Genomic DNA, 26,158 nt, shown 5'->3' on the forward strand with positions numbered 1-26,158 from the left:
AGCTTGCCGCATTTAAACCGCCGCAATGGCGTTTTTAATCCGCTTATCCGAAACAGGGTAAGGCGTGCCGAGTTGTTGCGCAAAGTAGCTCACACGTAGCTCTTCAATCATCCAACGAATCGCTTTCACCTCATCAGGCACAGGCTTTCCTTTAGGCAGCTTGTTCAGCAACGCCTTGTACTCATTCATCACAGATTCAATTTTGAGCATGTGGTTGCGATCGCGGGTTGGATCCACAGGTAGCTTTTCCAACCGTCGCTCGATCGCTTTCATGTAGCGAAGAATATCAGGCAGCCGCTGCCAACCTGATTCGGTGGCAAAGCCTTTGTAGATAAGCCCTTCTAGTTGGGCTTTGATATCCGACATCGCAAACGCCATGGAAAGATCGACTTTGCCTTTGAGCTTTTTGTTGATATTGAACGCGTGCGTCAATATTTGCTCGACCTGTTGCGCTATCTCCACCACGGTATCGCCTAGCTCAGCACGCACCGTCTCTTTAAGCGATTCGAATGCCTGCGCCTCCCAGGTTAAGCCACCGTGTTGCTCGATAAGCTTATCGATCCCGCAAGCGATGCAATCATCAATCAAATCCAACACGCGACCATAAGGATTGAAATAGAGTCCCAATTTGGACTTGTTGGGCAAGTGTGCATGCAGATATTTAATCGGTGATGGCACATTGAGCAAGATAAGCCGACGCTGCCCCGCTTGCATGGCTTTATGTTGTTGATCTTCGGTTTCGAACAGACGAATGGCAACACTGTCTTTTTCATCGACTAATGCGGGATAGGCTTTGACTTCAAAGCCGTGTTTTTTCTGCTGATAGCGCTGGGGCAAAGCCCCAAAACTCCATTGGGTAATCCCTTGCTGCTCGATATCATCATCCGCCACATCCGATAACGTCGCTTGTACTTTGTCTTTCAGAGAGACTTTAAGCGCATTTAAGTCTTCGCTTTCGGCCAAGGTTCGATTCTTATCGTCGACGACACGGAACTGAATACGCAAATGCTCGGGAAGTTGACTGAAGTTCCAGCTGTCACGCTCAATGGTGACACCGGACATCTGCTTCAAGGCTTTCTCCATGCTATCGAGCAAAGGTGCCTCCATCGGCGTCACGCGCTGTAAGATTGCCTCAGCATAGTTTGGTGCGGGTACAAAGTTACGACGTAACGGCTTAGGTAGCGATTTAATCAGCGCGACAATCAGCTCGTGACGTAGCCCGGGAACGTGCCAGTCAAAACCTTCTTCTGACACCTGATTGAGGATCGGCAACGGGATATGCACCGTCACCCCATCGTGGTCTTGGCCTGGCTCGAATTGGTAGCTCAACTTGAGTTTCAAGTTGCCTTGATGCCAAAAATTGGGGTAATCCAGCTCCGTGACATGGCTGGCGTCCCCTTGCAGTAGCATGGCTTTTTCAAAGTTAAGCAGGTCGGGATTGTCTTGACGTGCCTTTTTCCACCACGTATCAAAGTGACGCCCGCTGACGACGCTATGATCGAGGCGCTGATCGTAAAAGTCGAACAAGGTATCGTCGTCTGCCAAAATGTCGCGCCGGCGAGATTTCAGCTCAAGCTCTTCCACTTCCGCCAGCAGCTTTTGATTTTGGCGGAAAAAGGCATGTTTGGTTTGCCAATCCCCTTCAACCAATGCCGAACGAATAAACAGCTCACGGCTAAGCACCGGGTCGATGGCGCCATAATTGACTTTACGGCTGGCGACAATCGGGATCCCGTATAGCGTGACCTTTTCGCTGGCCATGACAGCCGCTTGCTTGCGTGACCAATGTGGTTCACTGTAGCTGCGCTTAATCAAATGCTGCGCCAGTGGCTCTACCCATTCGGGTTGGATTCGCGCGACAATTCGCCCCCAGAGTTTCGAGGTTTCAACCAGCTCGGCAACCATCACCCATTTAGGCTGCTTTTTGAAAAGCCCAGAGCCTGGGAAAATATGGAATCGTGCATTCCGCGCGCCTTGGTATTCATTCTTTTCTTGGTCTTTCAGACCGATGTGACTTAATAGCCCAGCGAGCAGTGCCATGTGAATGGCCTGATAACTGGCGGGCTCTTGGTTGAATTGCGCATTCTGCTCTTTCATCACTTGGGTGATCTGGTAGTGAACGTCTTGCCACTCTCGCACGCGCAGGTAATTGAGATAGTCTTTTTTGCACTGTTTACGGAACTGGTTATTCGACAGCGCTTTTTGCTGGTCTTTAACGTAATCCCAAAGGTTTACATAGGCTAAAAAGTCCGATTCTTTATCTGCAAAACGACGATGCTTCTCATCCGCTTGTTGCTGCTTATCAGCCGGACGCTCACGTGGGTCTTGAATAGCCAAGGCCGCGGCAATCACAATCACCTCATGTAAGGCACCATGCTTGGGCGCCTCAATCACCATGCGTGCCAAACGCGGGTCAATCGGCAGTTTGGCCAAGGTTTTACCGATGGCGGTCAGCTTACGTTTATCGGTGGCTTGGCCGGGCTTAATCGCCCCCAGCTCTTCGAGCAAACGGACACCATCTTTGATATGACGGCTATCAGGCGGCTGAACGAACGGGAAGGCTTGAATATCACCGAGCCCTATTGCCGTCATTTGCAGGATCACTGAGGCCAGATTTGTCCGCAGAATTTCTGGATCGGTAAATTCAGGACGGCCTAAAAAGTCCTCTTCGCTATATAAACGCACACAAATGCCTTCCGACACACGGCCACAGCGCCCTTTACGCTGGTTGGCACTGGCCTGTGAAATCGGCTCAATCGGCAGTCGCTGCACCTTAGTCCGGTAGCTATAGCGAGAAATCCGTGCCGTGCCGGGATCAATCACATACTTAATGCCCGGCACGGTTAGCGAGGTCTCGGCGACGTTGGTGGCCAATACAATCCGGCGCCCCGAGTGAGATTGGAATACACGATTTTGCTCGCCAGCAGAAAGCCTTGCGTACAAGGGCAAAATCTCGGTATCGCGCAGTTGACGACGCTGAAGATGATCGGCGGTGTCGCGAATTTCACGCTCACCGTTCATAAAAATCAGGATATCACCCGGCCCTTCCTGACACAGTTCATCGACCGCATCGCTGATCGCTTCCAGCTGGTCACGATCGCTATCGTCCTCTTCCACCAATGGGCGGTAGCGCACTTCCACCGGATAAGTCCGGCCAGACACCTCAATCATGGGGGCATTATTGAAGTGCTTAGAAAAACGCTCAGGATCGATGGTTGCCGAGGTAATGATAACTTTGAGATCGGGGCGCTTAGGCAATAACTCGCGCAAATAGCCAAGAATAAAATCGATGTTTAGGCTGCGCTCGTGGGCTTCATCGATAATGATGCAGTCGTACTGATTCAGATACCGATCGTGCTGAATTTCGGCCAGCAAGATCCCGTCCGTCATCAGTTTGACTTGCGTCGACTCTGAGACTTTGTCGTTGAAGCGCACTTTATAGCCCACGCTGCTGCCTAACTCGACGTCAAGCTCTTCAGCAATCCGTGAGGCGACCGAGCGCGCAGCCAAGCGACGTGGCTGAGTGTGACCTATCGTACCGGCGACACCTAGCCCAAGTTCCATACAAATTTTGGGCAGCTGAGTGGTTTTACCTGAGCCCGTTTCCCCCGCGATGATCACCACTTGGTTATTCGCGATTGCCTCGGCAATGTCATCTTTCTTTTGGCTGACTGGCAATGCTTCTGGATAGCGAACGGTTGGCGCATTGGCACGACGGGCGAGCACACGCTGCATACTCTGCGCCATTTCCGCGGCGATTTGATCGTACACCGCCTGTTTGGCGTCGTCTTTTTTGATTTTTTGCGCGCCATGGATGCGCTTTTTAAAACGAAAACGGTCTTGCAGCATACAATCGTTTAGTGCTGCAAACAGTGTCTCTGGCGTGTTGTGATGACGTGAACTCAAGGCGATTCCTGCTTACTGCTTAATCTTTTAAGGCGTTTATCAGTGTCACAGCCGATAAATAAGGTTGATTGGTGTCGCATCCTATCACAAAGTAAAAAGAATCAAAGTCGCGCCAGCCACGCGCTCACCACCAACGTGGCAGCGTAAAGTAAACGCATTGGCCGTTCGTCGCGTATAAACGCATAATGACGGCCAACAAACCCCGCAGTTTGGGAGAGCAGCCATGCTAAAACAGCTTTTTAAAAAACTCGAATCCGCCCTCGCCGCTGAAACCGGCCAACACGGTAAGCAATCCGGGCTATCCCTTCACCAAGCGATGGCGGGGCTATTAAGTGAAGTGGCGATGGCCGATCACGATATTGATGAGCGAGAAAGAACAACCAAACGCAACCGTATTTGCCAGTTGCTATCACTCGACGTGACACAAGCCGAGCAATTACTTGAGGAGGCGAGACAACACAGCGAGCATGCGACCTCGCTGTATGAATATACGGATAAATTACGCGACCTTGACCCACAAGCCCGGATAGCGTTAATCGAGGCGATGTGGTCGGTCGCATATGCCGATGAGAACATTGATCCGCTCGAGGAAGCGGTGATCCGTAAAACCGCCGAGCTGCTTTATGTCGATCATGCCGAGTTTATTCGCGCCAAGCTTAACGTGATTGAGAACGACGACAGCGAAAGTTAGGTCAAAACGTTCAAACTCATGCCGAGGACGCGCGCATGATCACTGGGCCATTGGCGGTTGATACCTGTTCCAGTGGCGTGGCAAAAACATCTGAGAGCAGCTGATCCGTCAATACCGCTTTCGGTGGGCCTAGTGACACAACACGACCTTGTTTAAGCACCACAACCGTATCCGCGTGCTCTAGGGTGCGGTTTAAGTCGTGATTAGCCATGATAACTGCGATTTCCTGCTCTCGCGCCAAGGCGGTCATTTCTTGGTAAATCACTTCCTGTTGCGCGACATCAAGTCCGGTTGAAGGCTCGTCAAGCAAAAGCAAACGCGCATGTGGATTTAACGCCTTTGAAACTTGCAACATGACGCCCGCCAATCGCACCCGTTGCCACTCTCCGCCCGATAAGCTGTCTATTCTTCGGTGGAGCTTGTCGCTGATGGCCAAACGAGACACCACGTCCGCGACCGTCTTGTCTCGAATCTCACCGGTTGCCAATTGCACACTATCGAGCACGAGATTGAGGTATTCAAATACCGCCATGACAAACGCAGGGCGCTGTTGTTGCATTAGGTATCCCCGCACTTGCGCCAAATCGTATCGGGTTTGTCCTGATACGGGTTGGCCTTGCAGCCAAACACTCCCCGATTGCGGCACTTCCAAGCCCGACAAGAGTTCCAGTAAGGTGCTTTTGCCACTTCCGTTGGGACCGATAAGGTGTACCACTTGCCCGGCATCAACCGATAAGGACATCGGTAGTAAACGTGGCGATAAGCTCAAATCTTTAGCGTGAACGATCATCCCGCCCTCACCAACATCCATATAAATAATGGGGCACCAAGCACACTGGTGACCACCCCCACCGGAAGTTCCGCTGAGGGAAGGATAAGTCGACCAACGGTGTCGGCGCTGACCAATAATAGCGCCCCTGCCAACGCAGACATGGGCAACAAGGTACGGTTCCGGCTACCAAGCCACAGGCGTAAGTAATGAGGAACAATGAGGCCAATAAAGCCAATAACACCCGCAACAGCCACAGATACCCCGACCAAAACGCTAATTAAGGCGATCAATTGCCAACGTAGTTGATGTGTATCTAGCCCTAACTGCTGCGCCTGAGACTCTCCTAGCATAAGCTGGTCAAGCTTATGTCCGTATCGCCACAATACCGCAATGCAAGGTAAGGTCATTGTCAGTATACCCACATGCTCCAATCGCATGCCGGACAGTGATCCCATTAACCAGACCATTAACTGGCGCAAATTAAAGTCAGTACTGAAATAAAAGGCCAAGGTAACGCCTGCCCCCGCCAAAATGCTCAGAGCAACACCGACCAATAAAATGCGTGCCGTCGCTAGAGCGCGACGGGCTAATATCACTAATATAAAGGTAAACAAGCTCGCGCCCAGCATGGCAGTGACCGCCATACTGCCACTCGACGCCCAAGCTGGTGCGAGTAATAACAGTAAGACCACAGCAATGCTTGCGCCACCGGAAATGCCTAAGACACCGGGCTCCGCGAGTGGGTTACCCAATAGCACTTGTAGGCTTGCCCCGGCCATTGCCAGTGAGGCCCCTATCATCACACTGACCAGTACACGAGGGAGGCGAAGCTGTAAGAGTAACTGCTGCTCTAATATTGAGTCAGGCGCGAACGGATTGATCCATATCTCGCCCACACTCAGCGCAAGCCCACACACCAACAGCAGTAAAGCCGAGAAAGTAAGTAACGCGCGCCGCCAACGGCTCTGTTGGCGGGCGGTGAGTTCTGACACTCGCATGCGTCATCCATTAAACCAATACTGTGACGCACTTTACCGACTGATTGCCAGCTTGAAAAGCGCTACGCCGAGGCTTTTTGTGGTGCGTGCACAAAGAGTGGCTGATTGACATTAGGGTCAAAGGGCGTGGCGAGTAATCCAGCCCGATGACCTAGGTGGACATTGGCATTGGGAAAGATCACCACTTCCCCCTCATGCTCGGCATAGATTTCTTGTCCCTTGTCGGTGGCCAATAATGCCCCCTTCTCGAACGGTGTGAAGTTTTTAGCTGATGAAGGGAACGTGAGGGCAAATTGCTCCGTGTGCTTGGTCAAGGTTCGGGTCACACGATAAAAGCGCATCGGCGCTAATTCAGTCGGCAACGTAGCGGCTTTTAACAAGCCTCTTAAGGTGCGATCAAGTGGCTCGTACTCTCGCATATCATTTTCAAATAACGGCGCCACACGGCCCATTTCTAAGGTTGCAGCCAGCGCATCATGGTGGTTGGCACTATACCAACTAAAGGTCGGTGATGGTGATTGAGACAAGACAGTGGCATCCATTTTGGCGTCATTGAGTAATGCGGCCAATGGGCGTACATCCTTTTGGGTTGGCGTCGTTGGGATCACGCCAAACATATAATGATAGGACTCGCGAATGGCACTGTGTAAGTCAAGATGCCAACGAGTCATACTGTCCGGTTGAGCAGAAAAGAAATCGCTTACCGCTTGTTGCAACTGATTGGCTAGGTAGTGCTCTTCGTTTTTTTCCTCATTCCAGCCTCCGAATAAGCGGTTGAGGTTATCTTCAATAAAACGAGTGTGCGCTTTAATCGCTTCGGCATGGCCAATAATCAGTAATAGCGGCACATTGGGGGTAAATGTCTCTGACATTATATCGGCAAGAAGACTGTCAATGAGCTCAATGGGCGCGGTTTCGTCACCGTGAATACCTGAAGACAATACGACGCAACGCGAAACCTTGGCGACATCGGGCTGTATCGAAATAATACCGGGGGCACTGTGATTGAAGGTAAGCGAGCCTACTCGCCATGAGTCTGGGGTAAAAGCATGAGGTGCAGTCAATGCGGCATCAATAAAGGCACCTGGGCGTGCTGTCAGCATAATGCTTCCTTTTATTACAACTAGACAACAAAACGTTACAGCGAGATAACCAATAAACCCAGGATTTTCCCCTCACAATGTGATCATGTATAGACAAATTAAAAAGCCGTGGCGCATCGGCACACGGCTTTCTAGTGTGGTGTCGTCACCACTGTCGGGGTCACACAGCGTTATTCTTCAACGTCTGCGTTTTCAACTCGCGCTTTGAGTTTTTGGCCCGGTCTAAATGTCACGACGCGGCGCGCCGTGATCGGAATATCTTCCCCTGTTTTAGGATTTCGACCGGGACGTTCATTCTTGTCTCGCAAGTCGAAGTTACCAAACCCTGATAACTTGACCTGTTCGCCACTTTCGAGCGCCTTCCGAACCTCTTCGAAAAACGCTTCGACTGTCTCCTTGGCGTCCCGTTTGCTAATCCCGATATTTTCAAACAGGTTCTCAGCCAAATCGGCCTTAGTGAGCGCCATAGGTTTTTCCCTCAAGAATTGTTGAACACATATGCAATACCGCAGTATCGACACCACCATTCTACACTTGGCCCATACGCCTTTAGCCCTTGTATTTTAGGGATATTTGAAGGCCAGCTCAAAACAAGTGTATGCCAACTGGCTGATTTGCGCCAACTTTTTTACATTAAAAAAGCAAGAACATTGTCCAAAAAATTGACCTTTCAAACCAAGATGTTACAAGGGTTTTCTCAACCAGCATAGTCAATAGACGGCTAAGCTGCTTAATATTAGGCTTTTTTATCAATATCTGAACACTTTCTCATCAAATATAGTGAATTTATTTAGTTTTTCAAATGGATAGGTGTTAGGCCATTTAGGCATAAAAAAAGCAGCGTTTCCGCTGCTTTTTGGGATGACGTTAGGTTAGTCACGCAAGGTAACGCCTAATTTCTCTGATAAATAGCTGACAACACCAGACACGGCTTCACTGATATCGGCTTCCTCAAGCGTGCGCGCATCAGATTGCAAGGTCAGTGCGATCGCCAAGCTCTTCTTGCCCTCTTCCACACCTTTGCCGGTGTAAAGGTCGAAAAGCTGTGCGTCCTTAAGCAAGGGGTTGCCGCTTTGCAAACACGCGTCCACCACATCGCCAGAAGCAAGCGATTGATCAGCAATCACCGCGATATCCCGGCGGTTAGCAGGAAATTTAGACAGTCCTGCCGCTTCGGGAATAAAGCGTTCGTCAATGGCCTGCCACTCTAGCTCAAACACCACCGTTCGGCCATTTAAGCCAAACTCACGCTCAAGCTCAGGGTGCAGGGTACCAATGTGACCCACCACTTTGCCGTCAAACGCGATCGCGGCAGTTTGACCTGGGTGCATGGCAGGATGAGAGGCTGACACGAAACGGAAGTCTTTCAACTTGCCTGTGAGTTCCAGTACCGCTTCTAGGTCGCCTTTCAAATCAAAAAAGTCAACGGTCGCGCTCGCCAGATCCCAATGCTCTTCACTGCCAGGGCCTGCAATTACCCCCGCAAGCATGCTTTCTTGGCGAATGCTCGATTGACGAACGGCACCACCGACCTCGCCTTCCGGGGTAAAGCGTAAACCAAATTCAAACAAACGCACACGAGGCTGCTGACGCTTTTGGTTATAGGCAACCGTGTTTAAAAGCCCAGGAAGCAAGCTCAGGCGCATGGCTGACATATCTGCAGAAATTGGGCTTGGCAGGATCAGCGGCTCAACATCCGGAACAATCAGCGCTTGCTGTTTCGGTTCAACAAAGCTGTAGGTAATCGCCTCGTGGAAGCCACGGTCAACCAACAAATCGCGGACACGTTTCAGTGGCATCGCTGCTTCTTTGTATTCGCGCATCGTCAGTGCCGCTTTAGGCGCACGGGTTGGAATGTTGTCGTAACCGTAAATACGCCCGACTTCCTCAATCAAATCCTGCTCAATGGCAATATCAAAACGCCAGCTAGGTGCCGTGGCTTGCCACCCTTTCTCGGTTTCCGTTACCGCACAACCAAGGCGAGACAAAATGGCTTGTACATCACTGTTATCGATAGAATGACCCAATAGGCCATCTAACTTCTCTCGACGGAGAGTAACGGTGTCACGAGTGGGGAGTGTTTCTGCCGACTCAGCGGTAACAATCTCTCCCGCTTCACCACCACAAATCGCTAATAGCAGTTCAGTCGCCCGCTCCATCGCCGCTGCTTGTAAAGCTGGGTCGACGCCACGCTCAAAACGGTGAGAGGAATCTGTATGTAGCCCATAGCTACGTGCACGGCCGCGGATCACATCAGGGGCAAAAAACGCCGATTCGAGTAAGATATCTTGCGTGTCTGTGGTGACGCCAGAGTCTTGCCCGCCAAAAATTCCGGCCATCGCCAAGGCTTTGTTCTCATCGGCAATGACCAAGGTTTGCGCATTGAGTGTTGCTTCGTTGCCATCGAGCAATGTGAGCGTTTCGCCCTCTTTTGCCATACGCACCACAATGCCACCCTCAAGCTTGCCAAGATCAAAGGCATGCATCGGCTGACCTTGCTCAAGCATCACATAGTTAGTGACATCCACCACAGGGTCGATAGCGCGAATGCCACTGCGGCGCAATTTCTCTTGCATCCACAGCGGGGTCTGGGCATTAAGATCCACATTTTTTACCACACGCCCTAAATAACGTGGGCACGCTTGTGGCGCATCAATACGCACGGATACCTTATCTTCAATGCTGGCAGCGACCGGAGTGATGGTCGGCTCGGTGACATCAGCGCGGTTCAATACGCCGACTTCACGCGCCAAACCACGCAGGCTCAAGCAATCAGCACGGTTCGGGGTTAAGTCGACATCGATGGTTACATCGTTTAGCGCGAGGTAGTCACGAATATCAGCACCAATCGGTGCATCGGCAGGCAGCTCGATAATGCCGTCAGATTCGACATCAATCCCTAGCTCAGTAAATGAGCACAGCATGCCGAAAGACGGTTGACCACGCAGCTTCGCTTTTTTGATTTTGAAGTCACCTGGCAATACCGCACCAACCATTGCGACCGCGACTTTCAGGCCTTGACGACAGTTTGGTGCACCACAAACGATATCAAGCAATTCATCTTCGCCGACATTTATTTTGGTGACACGCAGCTTGTCTGCATCTGGATGCTGGCCACACTCAACCACTTCGCCCACAACCACACCACTAAAGTCGCCAGCAACGGGTGCAATTTCATCGACTTCTAGGCCGGCCATGGTGATCTGATGGGCAAGCGCGTCGGTGTCGTTTGCTGGGTTTACCCACTCTCTCAACCAAGATTCACTGAATTTCATTATTACCTTGCCCCACTGATTACTTAAATTGTTTCAAAAAGCGCAAATCGTTCTCAAAGAACGCACGGAGATCATTCACGCCATAACGCAGCATGGTTAGGCGCTCTACGCCAATACCAAAGGCAAAGCCTTGATATTCCTCTGGATCGATATTCACCGCACGTAGTACATTCGGGTGAACCATGCCGCAGCCTAAGATCTCGAGCCATTTTCCGCCTTTGCGGCGTACATCAACTTCAGCAGAGGGCTCTGTGAACGGGAAGTAAGAGGGGCGGAAACGCACTTCCAGATCTTCCTCGAAAAAGTTACGTAGGAAGTCGTTGAGGATCCCTTTGAGATCAGCGAAGGTGATGTCTTTATCGACCAATAACCCTTCCACTTGGTGGAACATCGGGGTATGCGTTTGGTCGTAGTCATTACGATAAACGCGACCGGGGGCAATAATACGGAATGGGGGTTTACCCGCTTCCATGGTACGAATTTGTACGCCAGAGGTATGCGTACGCAACATCAAATCAGGGTTAAAGAAGAAAGTATCGTGATCGGTACGTGCAGGATGATCTGGGGCGATATTCAGCGCATCAAAGTTATGAAAACCGTCTTCAACCTCTGGCCCAGAAGCGACAGAGAAGCCCAATTCACCGAAAAATTGCTCAATACGTTCAATGGTACGCGTCACGGGGTGAATACCACCGTTTTCAATACGACGGCCCGGCAAGCTTACATCAATGGTTTCTGCGGCAAGCTTCGCTTCCAACTCGGCGCGCTCAAGCGCATTTTTACGCTCAGCAATCGCTTGTTGTACGGTTTGCTTCGCTTGGTTAATCTTTTGACCCGCTTCGCGGCGCTCTTCCGGTGGCAGTTTGCCCAACGCCTGTAATTGTGCGGTTAGCTCGCCTTTCTTTCCTAGGAATTTAACCCGGACTTCATCCAATGCAGCCACAGAGGCGGCATCGGCCACCGCACTGGTTGCATTCGCAAGAATTTCTTCTAATTGTTGCATTGTTTCCTCGTCGACCCGTTGGGCAGTCCAAATCAGGTAGGTGCGTGACAATACCTGCTGACATCATGGTTTCACCCATTGTCTAAGCAAACTGACAGAGTCGCCTCAATAATACGCCTCAATGCCAATTGACTGAGAGAACAGGTAATAAATTGACCTTACATACTAATTAATGCCACGACTAATGCCAAACGCTAAACAGCATTTACGCTATTTTTCCTTGCCATCCGGTCACAAGGGGCGTCATTTTGGTGGTAGATTGGTCATTCAGCGCTTCAATCCAGTAAAAATCGAGCATATGGGCGTTGATCGAATAACTCGCTAAGCATTGTTTGGTATTCTAGCGCCTATATTGCCAAACAAGCTTGTGTGGCCACTCTCTACTTGGCCTCCGACCGCGTTTCCCTAATAACTTGTTTCCCGAACACTTGGAGCCAGTATGCAAGACACCAGTCGTCCCTTACGTGTGTTTGTTTCGACGTCGACCCACCCTTGGTTCAACCTCGCCGTGGAGGACACCATATTTCGAACCATGTCCTCGCAGCAGAACGTCCTGTTCCTCTGGCGTAATGACAATACAGTGGTCATTGGACGCGGACAGAACCCATGGCGCGAGTGTAATACGCGCAAAATGGAACAAGATGCCGTGGTGTTGGCGAGGAGACAAAGCGGCGGTGGCGCGGTGTTTCACGATTTGGGCAACACCAATTTTACCTTTATGGCGGGTAAACCAGGTTATGATAAGTCAGTATCAACGCAAATTGTACTCGATGCCCTGAAAACGCTCGGGATCAGTGCGTCAGCCAGTGGCCGAAATGACCTCACCATGGATACACCCGACGGCCCAAGAAAAGTATCGGGCTCAGCCTACAAAGAGGCCAAAGATCGTGGCTTTCACCATGGTACGCTCTTGATTAATGCCAACTTGTCGCGACTGAGTGACTACCTCAACCCTGATCCTAAAAAGCTACAAGCCAAGGGGATTTCATCTGTACGTGCCCGCGTGGCCAATATCGCTGACTTTGTCCCAGACGTTGATCACCAACGCGTGTGTGACGCGATTAAAACCGCCTTTTTCCACCATTATGGCCATACCACTGAGATTGAGTATATTTCTCCCGACGCCAAGCCCGATGTCGAGGGGTTTGACGCGATTTATGAAAAACAGTGCAGTTGGGCGTGGAATTTCGGTAACAGCCCGCAGTTCATGCATACCTTTGATGAGCGTTTTGAATGGGGAGGCGTTGAGCTGCACTTGGATGTGAAACATGGAGAAATCATCGATTGCCAGTTATTCACTGATAGTTTAACGCCAGGCCCGCTAGAAACCCTAGCCAATCAATTGATCGGACAAGCCTACCACCCGGAAAAACTTTACCACTTTGTGATGAGCTGGGCCGACGCAGACCAAAGTCATCAAGTGATGTACGAAGATATTGCCCTGTGGTTACGTCAAGCCATCGCCTGATCGCTGAACACGGCTAGAGTGACCTTTATCACATAATCCCCTCTCCTTTGATCCCACGCAAAGACGCAAACGCCTGTCACGTCACTATAGGTGACAGGCACCTTCCGGTCATATGTCCCACATGTAATAGACAGACTGTTATTATCCACGCTATTTTGGCTTGAATAATAGTTTTTAATTTTGGTAAAAAACCATTACGCTAGTTTTACATATTTTGTTACAAAATACAGGAGGCCATTTTACCAAGGCGTTAACGCCAACACCCTGCACCCGGCTAGCCCCATGCAGACCCAACAATCATTCAACGAATAATTAGATAGTTATGGAAAACCAAAAAACAATACTTGGTCACCCTCGGGGACTGTTCTTACTTTTTGGCACTGAGCTTTGGGAGCGCTTTTCCTACTACGCCATGCGTGCCATCCTCGTCCTTTATTTAACCGATCAAACCATCAACGGTGGTTTAGGCTGGTCAACCAAAGACGCACTCGAACTTTATGGCTACTACACTGGCCTCGTCTATATCACGCCGCTGATTGGTGGGTGGATTGCCGATAACTTCATTGGCCAACGTCGCGCTGTCGTCGTTGGTGGTGCACTGATGGCGATTGGACAATTCACCTTAGCTTTTCCTGCTCAACAATACGGTTTGGACATTGTTCATACGTTATACGCCGGTCTCGCGTTGCTCATCACAGGTTGTGGCCTGCTAAAACCCAACATTTCGACGATGGTTGGTGACCTTTATGATGAAGGCGATCATCGTCGTGATGGTGCGTTTACCATCTTTTATATGGGCATCAACATTGGCTCATTGTTAGCAGGCTTCGTCTCTGGCTCTGTGACCAGCGCTTACGGCTGGCAATATGGCTTTTTCGCCGCCGGTGTAGGTATGGTGATCAGCCTGCTGATCCAGCTAACCATGGCCAACTCTTGGTTAGGTGAAATAGGTCGAGTCCCAGCCGCACAGCAAGCGCGAGACGCCAATCACTCCAAGACCAACGCACCATTGACGAAGCAAGAAATCGATCGCCTTAAAGTCATCTTATTAATGGGTTTGTTTGTCATTATTTTCTGGGCTGGCTTTGAACAAGCCGGTGGCTTGATGAATATTTACACCCAAGAGTATACGGACCGTATGGTTGGTGGGTTTGAGATACCGGCGGCTTGGTTCCAATCACTTAATCCTTTCTTCATCATTGTCTGTGCACCCATCGCAGCCTCACTGTGGGTACGCCTAGGCCCTAAAGAGCCCAGTTCGCCCGTGAAGTTCGCCATGGCGCTATTTATGTTGGCACTAGGGTTTGTGTGCATGATTGGCGCGGTGTTAGAGCAAGGTGGCGATACCACAGTGAAAACGTCGATGTTTTGGCTGGTGGGCGCGTTCTTCTTCCACACGTTAGGCGAACTTTGTCTCTCGCCGATCGGTTTATCCTTGGTCACTAAGCTCGCGCCGCTACGCTTGGCCTCATTGATGATGGGTGCATGGTTTGGCTTTAACGCGATTGCCAACTATGTGGCGGGTATCATAGGTTCGCATGTGGGTGATTATGGCGCTATGGCCATCTTCGGCGGTATCGCGGCAACCGCTGCGATTTCCGGTGTGATCTTACTCGCGCTATCCGGCACGCTGATTCGTTGGATGCATGGCGCTGAGTCCGGCGCCACACCAAGTGAAGAAATCGAACAACAACAAGTGCAAGTGGCTTAACACGCCCACTTCACCACTGAAAAAGAGGCCGTTTGGCCTCTTTTTTAGTTGCGCTGATTATTGCTAGGTCTTACTTAAATCCAGCTTTCCGCTGAATACGGTTACTGCTTGGCCTTGTAGCAACACATGGTCTTCGCTAAGCGTCACCTTGATATACCCACCGCGTGCGGATGCTTGATAACCGATAAGCTGCTTTTTACTCAACGCTTGTGACCAATACACTGCCAACGCGCAATGCGCCGAACCCGTCACAGGATCTTCATTCACCCCCACCCAAGGGGCGAAGTAGCGAGAGACAATATCGACCGTATTATCAGAGCTTGCCGCAGTCACCACCACGCCACGTCCAGGGTGCGTATTTAACGCGGCAAAATCAGGAGACAGCGCTTTTACATCGTCTTCAGAATCAACCACCAATAGCTCTTTTTCGCCAAAAGAATAACTCGTGCGGATATCAGAGCCACGTAAACCTAAACCTTCTAGCCGCGATGGATTTGGCGTTATTTCTGTCAGCTCAGGAACAGGAAAGGCCATGGCTATACCCTCGCGTTGAATCGTCACATCAAGAGGCCCAGACTGCGTATAAAACGTGACATTGTCACCTATTTTGACGTCACCACGCTCAGCTAAAATATGAGCTGTAGCGAGTGTGCCATGACCGCAGAGTGCGACTTCAACTTTCGGTGTAAACCAGCGTAAGGACATGGTATCTAAGGCAAGAAATGCGGTTTCAGAGACCGCCATTTCCTCGGCAATGGCCAACATGGTTGCTTCATCCAACATGGACGCCGAGATACACACCCCTGCCGGATTTCCCTGAAACAATGACGCGCTAAAGGCATCAACTTGATAGATATCGACAATCATCATTTAACTCCAAGACGACGACGCAGCGAATGATACATTTCCATAATAAAAGTCGTAAAGCCAACGGTAGGATCGTGCTGAATGTAATCTTCAATCGCATTGAGATTAATGTGGCGAAATTTTTCAATCGCGGTCTCCGCACAATCAGCAACAATCACATCCCCTTCAATGATCATTCCCTGCTCTAACAATGTGTCTTTTTCAACAAGGTAACTGGGGGCTTCCTTGACCAAGTAAGTAAACTGGTCACAGTGGTTAGGCTGACAAAAGAAGACGTATTGGTTCATCGTTATGCCCCTAATGGTATTTTCAGACACTATATCATGATACGAGTAATGGGTAGGCATTAGCAGTGCACACTTTTGTATGCTCAGAGTTAAATTACTTAGGCAGGGATAAATAATAAAAAAGGAGAGCCGAAGCTCTCCCTTCTCAGCAATTCTTTACTGTAAAAATTACAGTGAAGCTTTCGCTTTTTCTACCAGCACAGAGAATGCTGCTTTGTCATATACCGCGATATCGGCAAGGATCTTACGATCGATTTCGATAGATGCCTTTTTAAGACCGTTAATCAGACGGCTGTATGACATACCGTTTTGGCGAGCCGCAGCGTTGATACGTGCGATCCACAGTTGACGGAATTGGCGTTTCTTGTTGCGACGGTCACGGTAAGCATATTGACCAGCTTTCGTTACCGCCTGAAAAGCTACGCGGTATACGCGTGAACGCGCACCATAGTAACCTTTCGCTTGCTTCATTACACTCTTGTGACGTGCACGAGCTTGTACACCACGTTTTACGCGAGCCATTGTCTCTCTCCTAAACTAAATAATAAAACTAAAAACTTATGCGTATGGCAGCATGCGAGCTACTTGCGCGTTTTCGCACGCAGGAAGAACCGCATTTGGACGAAGCTGACGCTTGTTCTTAGTAGTACGTTTAGTCAGGATATGACGCTTGGTTGCACGCTTGTACTTGAAGCCACCAGCTGTTTTTTTGAAACGCTTAGCAGCACCTTTGTTGGATTTCATCTTAGACATGATGAATAACTCCGCATTGTATTAATAACATAGCAATTTGGCGAACAAAGCGGCTGCACCCAACGGGCGCAGCCGCATGTTACTTGGAAGCCAGAATTACTTCTTCTTTGGGGCCAGAACCATGATCATCTGACGGCCTTCGATGCGTGAAGGGAAGCTTTCTACTGAAGCAATTTCAGCAGTGTCTTCTTTCAAGCGGTTCAGCACGTCAACACCGATGCTTTGGTGCGCCATTTCGCGACCGCGGAATCGGATAGTGACCTTGACCTTATTGCCCTCTTCAATGAAGCGAACCAGGTTGCGTAGTTTTACCTGGTAGTCGCCTACATCTGTGCCAGGACGGAATTTGACTTCCTTAACCTGAATAGTCTTTTGTTTTTTCTTCTGCTCTTTCGCAGCTTTACTCTTCTCGTAAAGGAATTTGCCGTAATCCATGATACGACAAACCGGCGGCTCAGCGTTCGGACTGATCTCTACCAAGTCAAGAGTCGCCTCTTCTGCTTTGGCGAGTGCTTCATCAAATGGGACAATACCCACTTGTTCACCGTCGGCGTCAGTCAGACGTACTTCCTTAACACCACGAATTTCGTTGTTTAGACGATGAGCGTTTTTCTTTGCCGGGGCTTTTCTTGCGCCTTTAATACCTTATTCCTCCACAATATTGAGTGTTCGATCTTGCACTTCTTGCTGCAACTGCGCTAAGAAGTCATCAATCTTCATTTTACCCAAATCTTTACCTTTACGGGTCCGTATTGCGACTTCGCCAGCTTCCATTTCCTGGTCACCACAAACCAACATATACGGAACACGCTTCAAAGTGTGTTCGCGGATTTTAAAGCCAATCTTCTCGTTTCTCAAGTCCGCAGAGGCTCTAAATCCAGCTTTTTGCAGTTTTTTCGCAATCTCTTGCGCGTAATCTGCTTGTTTATCCGTGATATTCATCACAACGGCTTGTTGTGGTGATAACCACGCGGGGAAGTGTCCCGCGTATTCTTCGATAAGAATACCGATGAAACGTTCTAGTGAGCCCAAGATAGCACGGTGGATCATGACCGGTGTGTGCCGCTCATTATCTTCCCCTACATAGGTCGCGCTTAGGCGCTCGGGCAACGCAAAGTCAAGCTGCACTGTACCACATTGCCATGCACGATCGAGACAATCATGCAAGGTAAATTCAATCTTAGGTCCGTAGAATGCGCCCTCACCTTCTTGAATTTCAAACGGAATGTCCATTGCCGTTAACGCTTCATTTAAGGCTTGCTCGGCTTTGTCCCACATTTCATCGGAGCCAACACGTGTTTCAGGGCGTGTCGACAGCTTGACTTCAATGTTGTTAAAGCCAAAGGTCTGATAGGTCTCATAGACCATCTCGATACACGCACTGACTTCTTGCTGCACCTGTTCTGGGGTACAGAAAATGTGCGCGTCATCTTGGGTAAAGCCACGAACACGCATCAGACCATGCAATGCGCCTGATGGTTCGTTACGGTGACAACTGCCGAACTCAGCCATACGTAACGGCAGGTCACGATACGACTTAAGGCCTTGGTTAAAGATCTGGACATGACCGGGGCAGTTCATTGGCTTGAGTGCGTATTCACGGTTCTCTGAGTTAGTGGTGAACATGTAGTCCGCATACTTATCCCAGTGGCCCGAGCGCTCCCAAAGCACGCGGTCCATGATAAGCGGCCCTTTGACCTCCTGATAATCATACTCAGTCAGCTTGTCGCGGATAAACTGCTCAAGTTCACGGAAAATCGTCCAGCCGTTGTGATGCCAGAAGACCATACCCGGCGCTTCTTGCTGCATATGATACAGGTCAAGTTGCTTACCCAGTTTGCGATGGTCACGTTTGGCAGCCTCTTCCAAGCGCACCAGGTGTGCTTTAAGTTGTTTTTTATCCGCAAATGCTGTGCCGTAGATACGCTGTAGCATTTTGTTGTCGCTATTCCCACGCCAGTAGGCGCCAGCCACATTCAGGACTTTGAAGTTCTGACAAAAGCTCATGTTTGGCACGTGTGGGCCACGACACATATCAATGTATTCTTCGTGGTGGTACAAGCCCGGACGGTCGTCACGTGATACATTCTCATCCAAGATTTCTATCTTGTATGACTCACCACGCGCTTCAAACGTGTCGCGCGCCTCTTGCCAGCTCACGTTTTTCTTCACGACTTGATATTTAGTTTTCGCCAACTCTTTCATACGCTTTTCAATGGCGTCCAGGTCATCCTGAGTGAGCGAGCGATCCATGTCTATGTCGTAATAGAAACCGTTGTCGATGGTTGGGCCAATCGCCATCTTAGTGTCAGGGAAAAGCTGCTTAATCGCATGACCTAAAAGATGCGCACATGAGTGGCGAATGATTTCTAACCCGTCTTCGTCTTTCGCAGTGATGATTTCCAGTTGGGCGTCTTGCTCGATAAGATCACACGCGTCAACACGTTCACCATTTACACGGCCGGCAATGCAAGCTTTAGCAAGGCCTGGACCAATATCGTTGGCGACATCGTAAGTAGAAACCGGATGGTCAAAAGCACGCTGACTGCCGTCAGGGAGAGTAATTAGAGGCATTGATAACAATCCTTCTCAGTGGTGCCACACACCAAGTGGCACATGAAGTGTATTTTGGCGATTAGTAAGTAACCGCACAGTGCGAGTAGAATGACGATTATGAAGATCCCGCATTTGTGATGCAAGTCATCCCAACAATAATTTCTGCGCGAGAATCAGCGTGATAAACAATCAAGTTTTCTATCATTCACTTGATTTTACGCGAGACTTCATCAATCCTGATTTGTATACACAATTTTGACAAGGAAACCGTATGGCCAACGCGCCTCGTTATCAACAAATCAAAGCCTACATTGAAGAAAAAATTGAGACACGGGTTTGGCCGGTTGGTACGCGTATCCCCACTGAATACGAGCTGTGTGATCTATTCAACGTTAGCCGGATGACGGTCAATAAGGCGGTTCGTGACTTGGTGACTGATGGGCTACTCGAACGCACGCCGCGGCTAGGCACGTTTGTCACTGAACCCAAAGCGGAATCACCGTTGATGGACATTCGCAATATTGCCGATGAAGTCACTGCACGCGGTCAGCACTATCACAGCGTCATCCATGCATTGAAACGCCTCTCTGCGCCCGTTGATGTGGCAATGCGCTTGGGTGTGATGTTAGGCACCGACGTCTACTACAGCGAAATTGTCCACTACGGTGATGAGATACCGCTCCAGCTCGAGCAGCGCTGGGTGAACCCGGCGCTTGCGCCTGCCTATCTGGAACAAGACTTCAACCAGACCACCCCCAATGAGTACTTGTCTTCAGTATGCCCAGTTAACACCATTGAGCATAGTGTCGAAGCGATTAATCCATCAGCAGCAGTCAAAGAGGCATTGGCGATGAAGTCTGATGAGCCCTGCCTTTTACTCCACCGCCGCACCTGGAGTCAGCAAACGCTGGTCAGCGCCGCATTACTCTACCATCCTGGTTCACGTTATAAGCTAACATCACGTACAGACAGATAGCCTAGCGTCTCGTTAGGCGATGCTTGTTGGATGAATACCTCTCAGCGCTAAATCAAGATTTACAACAATTGCATCAATCCGGACGCTACGATGAACTGATCGCGGATTTTGAAAACGGCGCTTACGACTAACGGTTCGCTTTCCGCGCCATTAATCTCTCTAATCTCGCCAAAACGATCGAGCCGATCACAAAACCTTTACAATCCCTCTTGTGCTCGCGCCCTTATTTGTCTATACATTTGTATAGACATTTATGAAGCAGCAAGGGATTCGCCATGAAGAAGGTATTTACCGACGCAAATGTGGTCAGTATGGCGAGCGATATTCGTGACAGTACTGGCTACCAGTGCCAACCCAATACAGCGATCGCCGTCGAGAACGGCAAAATTGTTGCGGTAGGACAGCAAGCCAAGCAGCTCGATTGGCCTACGCAGTCGTTAAAAGGGTGTCTCGTCACCCCGGGACTGATCGACAGTCATACCCACCTCGTGTTTGCAGGTAACCGCGCCGATGAATTCGAGCAGCGCCTCAACGGTGTGCCCTATCAAACCATTGCAAAACAAGGTGGGGGGATTTTATCGACCGTGAATGCCACCCGTGCGGCCAGCGAAGAGACATTACTGGCGCTTGCTCTCCCTCGGGCAGAGGCGTTAATGCGTGACGGTGTCACAACAATCGAAATCAAATCAGGCTATGGGCTTACCCTCGAAGACGAGCTCAAAATGTTGCGTGTAGCAAGAGCCATTGAACAGCACTTGCCTATCAATATCTCAACGACTTTGTTAGCGGCGCATGCATTACCGCCTGAGTATCAACACGATGCCGACCATTATATTGATTATGTTTGTCACTCGGTGATCCCCGCCGCGGCAGAACAGCAACTGGCTGACGCCGTAGACGTCTTTTGTGAAAAAATAGCCTTTAGCGTCGACCAAGCAGAAAAGGTGTATGCCGCGGCCAATGCCTATGGCTTAAACATTAAAGCCCACACCGAGCAGCTCAGTGACCTTGGCGGCAGTGTGGCAGCCGCAAAGGCAGGCGCCTTGTCCGTTGATCATATTGAATACTTGTCAGAAGCTGATGCTCAGCTTTTGGCCGCGTTCAGCACGGTTGCGACCTTGCTTCCTGGCGCGTTTTACTTTTTGAGAGAAACCCAGAAACCACCTATTCAAGCACTTCGTGATCATCATGTGCCAATGGCGATCGCCACCGATTTTAATCCGGGCACATCACCGTTTGCGTCTTTAACCCTGATGATGAATATGGCCTCCACCTTTTTTAGCTTGACGCCCAAAGAGAACCTTTACGGCGTAACCCGCCATGCCGCGCAAGCGATGGGGTTGAGCCAAAAAGGCCAAATAGCACCTGGCTTTGACGCGGACTGTGCTGTTTGGCACTGCGACTCACCGGCTGAGCTTAGCTACATGGTGGGCACCGCGCCACTTGCCGGGCGCATCGTTGGCGGAACATGGTACGACAATCAAGGGGTACGAGGATGAAACATCTACCTGCAGACATGAGTGTGTGGCAAGGGCGCGTTGACCCAGAGGACGGCGAGCGCGGACTGCGCTTGCACCAAACGGTTACCTCGTACACGCCGTCGTGTGAACAAGGCGGCGTGGTGATCTACGGCTTTGCTTGTGATGAAGGTGTCGCTCGTAACAAAGGTCGTCAGGGGGCAGCTCTGGCACCGGATACAATCCGGCAGGCATTGGCGAATTTAGCTTGGCACAACGCCCCTGCCCTCTATGATGGCGGCAACATTGTCTGTGATGACACCGACCTCATCCTTGCACAGCAAGGGCTAAGTCAACACATTCACCAAACACTATTACAGCATAATGTTTTGGTGCTGGGGGGCGGGCACGAAACGGCGTGGGCAAGCTTTCAAGGCTTATCCAGTTATGTTTCTCGCCACACGTCACCAACACACGCACCAACAATCGGTATCATTAATTTTGATGCGCACTTTGACTTGCGCACACCACAAGGGATCAGCGAAGCCGGTAGCTCAGGGACACCCTTTGCGCAGATCGCCCAGCTTTGTCAGCAAAAAGGCTGGCCATTTCACTATGCCTGCCTAGGCGTAAGCCGAACCAGCAACACCCAGGCACTCTTTGATAAAGCCGCACAACTTGGATGCTGGGTAGAAGAAGATACCGACATGCAGGTGGCTGCGCTACCGGCACTCAAAGCGAAATTAAGCGAATTCATCCAAGGATGTGATTACTTATACCTCACGCTCGATATGGATGTTTTTCCCGCCAGTGCCGCGCCAGGTGTGAGCGCACCAGCAACAATCGGCGTCCCAGTGCAAGTTATTGAACCACTGATTCAATCCATTTTTAGTGAAGCCGACCGGCAGCGCGTTCGTGTTCCCGTGTGCGACATCACTGAAGTTAATCCTCACTACGATCGCGACCAGCAAACCAGTCGATTAGCGGCTCGCATGGCTTGGACCATGCTACACGCGGCATCGCACCATATTCACCAACAAGGAGAGTAACCATGACGGATCCACGTTTTGATTCACGCACGGTTAAAGCCCCAACCGGGCCAGAGCTAAATACTAAAAGCTGGCTAACCGAAGCCCCCCTTCGCATGCTAATGAATAACCTACATCCAGACGTGGCCGAACACCCTAATGGCTTAGTTGTTTACGGAGGTATTGGTCGGGCCGCCCGTAATTGGCAATGTTTCGATAAAATTGTCGAGGTGCTTAAACGTCTTGATGACGACCAAACCTTGTTGGTGCAATCCGGTAAGCCTGTCGGGGTATTCCCGACCCACAAAGATGCGCCCCGTGTGCTTATTGCCAACTCAAACTTGGTGCCGCATTGGGCAAACTGGGAACATTTCAATGAGCTCGATAAGCAAGGGTTAATGATGTATGGCCAAATGACCGCGGGGAGCTGGATTTATATCGGCTCACAGGGCATTGTTCAAGGCACTTACGAAACCTTTGTTGCCGTCGCTAAGAAGCATTTCGATGGTGAAGCCAAGGGACGTTGGATCTTGACCGGTGGTCTGGGTGGCATGGGTGGCGCACAGCCGCTAGCAGCCACCATGGCTGGCTTTTCAATGATTGCGGTTGAGTGTGATGAAAGCCGCATCGATTATCGCTTGCGCACCGGCTATGTCGATCGTAAAGCCACCTCGCTTGACGAAGCCCTGGAGATGATTGAGCAAGCCAATCAAGCTGGTAAGCCCGTTTCCATTGGGTTACTGGCCAATGCGGCTGATATTTTCCCAGAGCTGGTGAAGCGCAATATCACCCCTGATGTGGTCACCGACCAAACCTCAGCCCACGATCCCCTTAACGGTTACCTACCGCAGGGCTGGACCATGGAACAAGCCGCTGCTCAGCGCAAAGAAAGCGAAGCAGAGGTCGTGAAAGCGGCGAAAGCGTCAATGGCCGTACAAGTAAAAGCGATGCTTGATTTGCAAACGCGCGGCGCGGCGACCTTGGATTACGGCAATAACATTCGCCAAATGGCACTCGAAATGGGGGTTAACAATGCCTTTGATTTCCCAGGATTTGTCCCTGCCTACATTCGTCCGTTATTCTGCCAAGGAATTGGTCCGTTCCGCTGGGCGGCCCTGTCGGGCGATCCGGAAGATATCTATAAAACCGACCAAAAAGTCAAAGAGCTGATCCCGGACGACCCACACCTGCACAACTGGCTTGATATGGCCAAAGAGCGCATTCAATTCCAAGGCTTACCGGCACGTATTTGTTGGGTGGGTGTCAAAGACCGTGCCCGCTTGGCCCTTGCCTTTAACGAAATGGTGAAAAATGGCGAACTCAAAGCGCCCGTTGTGATTGGCCGTGACCACTTAGACTCAGGCTCAGTGGCGAGCCCGAACCGTGAAACCGAAGGCATGCTTGATGGCTCAGATGCGGTGTCAGATTGGCCATTGCTCAACGCGATGCTAAACACAGCATCAGGGGCCACCTGGGTATCTTTGCACCACGGTGGCGGTGTTGGTATGGGCTTTTCACAACACTCTGGCGTTGTCATAGTGTGTGACGGTACCGACGATGCACACCAACGTGTGGCACGCGTGCTGCGTAACGATCCCGCGACCGGCGTCATGCGCCACGCCGATGCCGGCTATGACATTGCCATTGATTGTGCCAAAGAAGAACAACTCGATCTGCCGCTGTTGGACTTACCTAACCAACCGCTGCGCTAAGGAGAGCAAGATGTACACATTAACGCTACAACCTGGTGAGCTCACCCTGGATCAACTGCGACAAGTTAGCCGAGAGCCCGTTCAACTGGCGTTTGCTGACGGCATTGAAGCCACCATGAAAACCAGCACCGACACCGTCACCGATATCCTTGAACAAGGACGGGTGGTGTATGGAATCAATACTGGCTTTGGCTTATTAGCCAATACCCGCATTGAGCTTGACGATCTCGAAACGCTCCAGCGCTCGATTGTACTGTCTCACGCGGCGGGCATTGGTGAATTTATGGACGATGCCACCGTGCGCTTGATGATGGTGCTCAAAATTGCGAGCTTGGCGCGCGGCTATTCAGGGATCCGCTTTGAGGTTGTCAAAGCGCTGGCAGAGTTGGTCAACCGCGAGGTGTATCCCTGTATTCCCAAAAAAGGCTCCGTGGGCGCTTCAGGCGACCTTGCCCCACTGGCGCATATGAGCACGGTATTACTGGGGGAAGGCCAAGCGCGTTATAAAGGCGAAGTGATCTCCGGTGAAGCCGCGTTAAAAATCGCTGGGCTGTCTCCTATCACGCTGGGGCCAAAAGAAGGGCTGGCGCTACTTAATGGTACGCAGGCGTCTACGGCCTTTGCCCTCGAAGGTCTGTTCGAGGCCGAAGATCTGTACGCCGCCGCCACGGTTTGTGGTGCATTATCAGTGGAAGCAGCCCTCGGCAGCCGACGCCCCTTCGATCCACGCATTCACGCCGTACGCGGCCACCAAACCCAAATGGATGCCGCTGCCGCCTATCGCCATCTGTTGAATGAATCCAGTGAAATTGGCGATAGCCACCAAAACTGTGAAAAAGTGCAAGACCCTTACTCGCTGCGCTGCCAACCACAGGTGATGGGCGCTTGCTTGCAGCAAATTCGCCAAGCCGCCGACGTGCTCATTACGGAAGCTAATGCGGTATCCGATAACCCACTGGTGTTTCCAGACGATGGCGACATCATATCTGGGGGGAATTTCCACGCCGAGCCCGTTGCCATGGCCGCGGATAACCTGGCATTGGCGATTGCAGAAATTGGCAGCTTATCGGAACGCCGCATGGCACTGCTCATCGATAGCAACCTCAGCAAACTCCCGGCGTTTTTGGTTAACAACGGTGGCGTTAACTCTGGGTTTATGATCGCACAGGTCACTGCTGCCGCGTTGGCAAGTGAAAACAAAACCCTGGCTCACCCAGCGTCAATTGACAGCCTACCCACCTCAGCAAACCAAGAGGATCATGTCTCCATGGCGACCTTTGCCGCTCGTCGCTTGCATGATATGAGCAGCAATACACGCGGCATCTTAGCCGTCGAACTGCTATCGGCCAGTCAAGGCATTGACTTTCGCGCGCCCGATAAAACCTCGGAACGACTGGAGCAAGCCAAAGCAGAATTGCGTGGCGTGGTGCCGTTTTATGATAAAGACCGCTACTTTGCCCCTGATATTGAAAAGGCCAACGCACTGCTCAAAACCGGGACCTATAACCGCTTAATGCCAAACGGTATCTTGCCAAGTTTGACATCTGTCTCCTAACATCGGTAACGCGTTCCAAACTTGACAGTTAAACGGCTCT

At 50.6% G+C, this 26,158-nt stretch carries 21 protein-coding genes; 8 read left to right on the forward strand and 13 right to left on the reverse strand.

Annotated elements, in window-relative coordinates; translation table 11 throughout:
- Positions 1-12: 12 nt before the first annotated feature.
- Positions 13-3,849 (reverse strand): ATP-dependent RNA helicase HrpA, encoded by a 3,837-nt coding sequence (gene hrpA / locus EHW58_RS05395; RefSeq protein WP_255424631.1) that lies wholly within the window; start codon positions 3,847-3,849, stop codon positions 13-15.
- 280 nt (positions 3,850-4,129) lie between these two features.
- Between hrpA and EHW58_RS05400 the strand changes: the two genes are divergently transcribed.
- Positions 4,130-4,597: a TerB family tellurite resistance protein gene (locus EHW58_RS05400; protein ID WP_077577825.1), complete on the forward strand. Its 468-nt coding sequence runs from the start codon at positions 4,130-4,132 to the stop codon at positions 4,595-4,597.
- Positions 4,598-4,613: 16 nt separating this feature from the next.
- On the opposite strand, the gene btuD is transcribed toward EHW58_RS05400, so the two are convergent.
- The 6 genes from btuD to pheS all read right to left on the reverse strand — a co-directional run bounded on the left by btuD (position 4,614) and on the right by pheS (position 11,748).
- Entirely contained in the window at positions 4,614-5,387 is a 774-nt protein-coding gene (gene btuD / locus EHW58_RS05405; RefSeq protein WP_052707987.1) for a vitamin B12 ABC transporter ATP-binding protein BtuD, read from the reverse strand.
- Positions 5,384-6,367 carry a vitamin B12 ABC transporter permease BtuC gene (btuC, locus tag EHW58_RS05410; protein ID WP_046073251.1) on the reverse strand — a complete coding sequence of 328 codons (984 nt, stop codon included), beginning with the start codon at positions 6,365-6,367 and terminating at the stop codon, positions 5,384-5,386. Before btuC ends, btuD begins: the two co-directional genes overlap by 4 nt.
- 62 nt (positions 6,368-6,429) lie before the next feature.
- Positions 6,430-7,470, reverse strand: coding sequence for a succinylglutamate desuccinylase (locus tag EHW58_RS05415; protein ID WP_152795188.1), 1,041 nt, complete (start codon positions 7,468-7,470; stop codon positions 6,430-6,432).
- 170 nt (positions 7,471-7,640) lie between these two features.
- Complete coding sequence (gene ihfA / locus EHW58_RS05420) at positions 7,641-7,937, reverse strand: integration host factor subunit alpha (protein WP_046073253.1); 297 nt, start codon at positions 7,935-7,937, stop codon at positions 7,641-7,643.
- Between the two features lie 405 nt (positions 7,938-8,342).
- Positions 8,343-10,745, reverse strand: a complete 2,403-nt coding sequence (pheT, locus tag EHW58_RS05425) for a phenylalanine--tRNA ligase subunit beta (protein ID WP_152795189.1) — start codon at positions 10,743-10,745, stop codon at positions 8,343-8,345.
- A gap of 19 nt (positions 10,746-10,764) precedes the next feature.
- Positions 10,765-11,748 carry a phenylalanine--tRNA ligase subunit alpha gene (gene pheS, locus EHW58_RS05430; RefSeq protein ID WP_046073255.1) on the reverse strand — a complete coding sequence of 328 codons (984 nt, stop codon included), beginning with the start codon at positions 11,746-11,748 and terminating at the stop codon, positions 10,765-10,767.
- Between the two features lie 439 nt (positions 11,749-12,187).
- On the opposite strand from pheS, the gene EHW58_RS05435 reads away from it, so the two are divergent.
- Together EHW58_RS05435 and EHW58_RS05440 are read left to right on the forward strand one after the other, a co-directional pair.
- A complete protein-coding gene (locus EHW58_RS05435; RefSeq protein WP_152795191.1) occupies positions 12,188-13,216 on the forward strand; it encodes a lipoate--protein ligase in 1,029 nt (342 codons plus the stop codon).
- Between the two features lie 322 nt (positions 13,217-13,538).
- Positions 13,539-14,927 (forward strand): peptide MFS transporter, encoded by a 1,389-nt coding sequence (locus EHW58_RS05440; protein ID WP_046073257.1) that lies wholly within the window; start codon positions 13,539-13,541, stop codon positions 14,925-14,927.
- 63 nt (positions 14,928-14,990) lie between these two features.
- Here EHW58_RS05440 and EHW58_RS05445 read toward each other — a convergent pair whose 3' ends face one another.
- The 6 genes from EHW58_RS05445 to thrS form a co-directional block, all read right to left on the reverse strand.
- On the reverse strand, positions 14,991-15,794 hold the full coding sequence (locus EHW58_RS05445) for a PhzF family phenazine biosynthesis protein (protein WP_152795359.1): 804 nt from the start codon (positions 15,792-15,794) through the stop codon (positions 14,991-14,993).
- Positions 15,794-16,081 (reverse strand): hypothetical protein, encoded by a 288-nt coding sequence (locus EHW58_RS05450; RefSeq protein ID WP_152795193.1) that lies wholly within the window; start codon positions 16,079-16,081, stop codon positions 15,794-15,796. The genes EHW58_RS05445 and EHW58_RS05450 overlap by 1 nt, the downstream gene beginning before the upstream one ends.
- A 168-nt stretch (positions 16,082-16,249) precedes the next feature.
- The gene (rplT, locus tag EHW58_RS05455; protein WP_025673305.1) at positions 16,250-16,603 is read right to left on the reverse strand and encodes a 50S ribosomal protein L20; all 354 of its coding nucleotides are present in this window, start codon (positions 16,601-16,603) and stop codon (positions 16,250-16,252) included.
- A 36-nt stretch (positions 16,604-16,639) separates the two neighbouring features.
- Positions 16,640-16,834 (reverse strand): 50S ribosomal protein L35, encoded by a 195-nt coding sequence (gene rpmI, locus EHW58_RS05460; RefSeq protein WP_025673304.1) that lies wholly within the window; start codon positions 16,832-16,834, stop codon positions 16,640-16,642.
- A 96-nt stretch (positions 16,835-16,930) separates the two neighbouring features.
- Entirely contained in the window at positions 16,931-17,476 is a 546-nt protein-coding gene (gene infC / locus EHW58_RS05465) for a translation initiation factor IF-3 (RefSeq protein ID WP_077459463.1), read from the reverse strand.
- Positions 17,477-17,479: 3 nt separating this feature from the next.
- Positions 17,480-19,408: a threonine--tRNA ligase gene (thrS, locus tag EHW58_RS05470; protein WP_152795194.1), complete on the reverse strand. Its 1,929-nt coding sequence runs from the start codon at positions 19,406-19,408 to the stop codon at positions 17,480-17,482.
- Between the two features lie 253 nt (positions 19,409-19,661).
- Here thrS and hutC point away from each other — a divergent pair, with 253 nt between their 5' ends.
- The 5 genes from hutC (at position 19,662) to hutH (ending at position 26,118) form a co-directional block, all read left to right on the forward strand.
- Positions 19,662-20,366 carry a histidine utilization repressor gene (gene hutC / locus EHW58_RS05475; protein ID WP_046073262.1) on the forward strand — a complete coding sequence of 235 codons (705 nt, stop codon included), beginning with the start codon at positions 19,662-19,664 and terminating at the stop codon, positions 20,364-20,366.
- A gap of 275 nt (positions 20,367-20,641) precedes the next feature.
- Complete coding sequence (hutI, locus tag EHW58_RS05480; protein ID WP_152795196.1) at positions 20,642-21,865, forward strand: imidazolonepropionase; 1,224 nt, start codon at positions 20,642-20,644, stop codon at positions 21,863-21,865.
- Positions 21,862-22,872, forward strand: a complete 1,011-nt coding sequence (gene hutG / locus EHW58_RS05485; RefSeq protein ID WP_152795198.1) for a formimidoylglutamase — start codon at positions 21,862-21,864, stop codon at positions 22,870-22,872. Before hutI ends, hutG begins: the two co-directional genes overlap by 4 nt.
- Before the next feature lie 2 nt (positions 22,873-22,874).
- On the forward strand, positions 22,875-24,563 hold the full coding sequence (hutU, locus tag EHW58_RS05490) for a urocanate hydratase (RefSeq protein ID WP_152795200.1): 1,689 nt from the start codon (positions 22,875-22,877) through the stop codon (positions 24,561-24,563).
- A gap of 10 nt (positions 24,564-24,573) precedes the next feature.
- The gene (hutH, locus tag EHW58_RS05495) at positions 24,574-26,118 is read left to right on the forward strand and encodes a histidine ammonia-lyase (RefSeq protein WP_152795202.1); all 1,545 of its coding nucleotides are present in this window, start codon (positions 24,574-24,576) and stop codon (positions 26,116-26,118) included.
- Positions 26,119-26,158: the final 40 nt, after the last annotated feature.

The sequence above is a fragment of the Salinivibrio sp. VYel1 genome (assembly GCF_009377945.1).
GTDB classification, from domain to species: Bacteria; Pseudomonadota; Gammaproteobacteria; order Enterobacterales; family Vibrionaceae; genus Salinivibrio; species Salinivibrio siamensis.

Coding starts and splice junctions, on each gene's coding strand:
- rpmI (WP_025673304.1), bottom strand. CDS start 16,834: ATGTCTAAGATGAAATCCAACAAAGGTGCTGCTAAGCGTTTCAAAAAA.
- EHW58_RS05445 (WP_152795359.1), bottom strand. CDS start 15,794: ATGATTGTCGATATCTATCAAGTTGATGCCTTTAGCGCGTCATTGTTT.
- hutU (WP_152795200.1), top strand. CDS start 22,875: ATGACGGATCCACGTTTTGATTCACGCACGGTTAAAGCCCCAACCGGG.
- hutH (WP_152795202.1), top strand. CDS start 24,574: ATGTACACATTAACGCTACAACCTGGTGAGCTCACCCTGGATCAACTG.
- EHW58_RS05440 (WP_046073257.1), top strand. CDS start 13,539: ATGGAAAACCAAAAAACAATACTTGGTCACCCTCGGGGACTGTTCTTA.
- rplT (WP_025673305.1), bottom strand. CDS start 16,603: ATGGCTCGCGTAAAACGTGGTGTACAAGCTCGTGCACGTCACAAGAGT.
- thrS (WP_152795194.1), bottom strand. CDS start 19,408: ATGCCTCTAATTACTCTCCCTGACGGCAGTCAGCGTGCTTTTGACCAT.
- hutC (WP_046073262.1), top strand. CDS start 19,662: ATGGCCAACGCGCCTCGTTATCAACAAATCAAAGCCTACATTGAAGAA.
- hutI (WP_152795196.1), top strand. CDS start 20,642: ATGAAGAAGGTATTTACCGACGCAAATGTGGTCAGTATGGCGAGCGAT.
- hutG (WP_152795198.1), top strand. CDS start 21,862: ATGAAACATCTACCTGCAGACATGAGTGTGTGGCAAGGGCGCGTTGAC.
- pheT (WP_152795189.1), bottom strand. CDS start 10,745: ATGAAATTCAGTGAATCTTGGTTGAGAGAGTGGGTAAACCCAGCAAAC.
- EHW58_RS05400 (WP_077577825.1), top strand. CDS start 4,130: ATGCTAAAACAGCTTTTTAAAAAACTCGAATCCGCCCTCGCCGCTGAA.
- btuD (WP_052707987.1), bottom strand. CDS start 5,387: ATGATCGTTCACGCTAAAGATTTGAGCTTATCGCCACGTTTACTACCG.
- EHW58_RS05435 (WP_152795191.1), top strand. CDS start 12,188: ATGCAAGACACCAGTCGTCCCTTACGTGTGTTTGTTTCGACGTCGACC.
- btuC (WP_046073251.1), bottom strand. CDS start 6,367: ATGCGAGTGTCAGAACTCACCGCCCGCCAACAGAGCCGTTGGCGGCGC.
- pheS (WP_046073255.1), bottom strand. CDS start 11,748: ATGCAACAATTAGAAGAAATTCTTGCGAATGCAACCAGTGCGGTGGCC.
- hrpA (WP_255424631.1), bottom strand. CDS start 3,849: ATGCTGCAAGACCGTTTTCGTTTTAAAAAGCGCATCCATGGCGCGCAA.
- ihfA (WP_046073253.1), bottom strand. CDS start 7,937: ATGGCGCTCACTAAGGCCGATTTGGCTGAGAACCTGTTTGAAAATATC.
- EHW58_RS05415 (WP_152795188.1), bottom strand. CDS start 7,470: ATGCTGACAGCACGCCCAGGTGCCTTTATTGATGCCGCATTGACTGCA.
- EHW58_RS05450 (WP_152795193.1), bottom strand. CDS start 16,081: ATGAACCAATACGTCTTCTTTTGTCAGCCTAACCACTGTGACCAGTTT.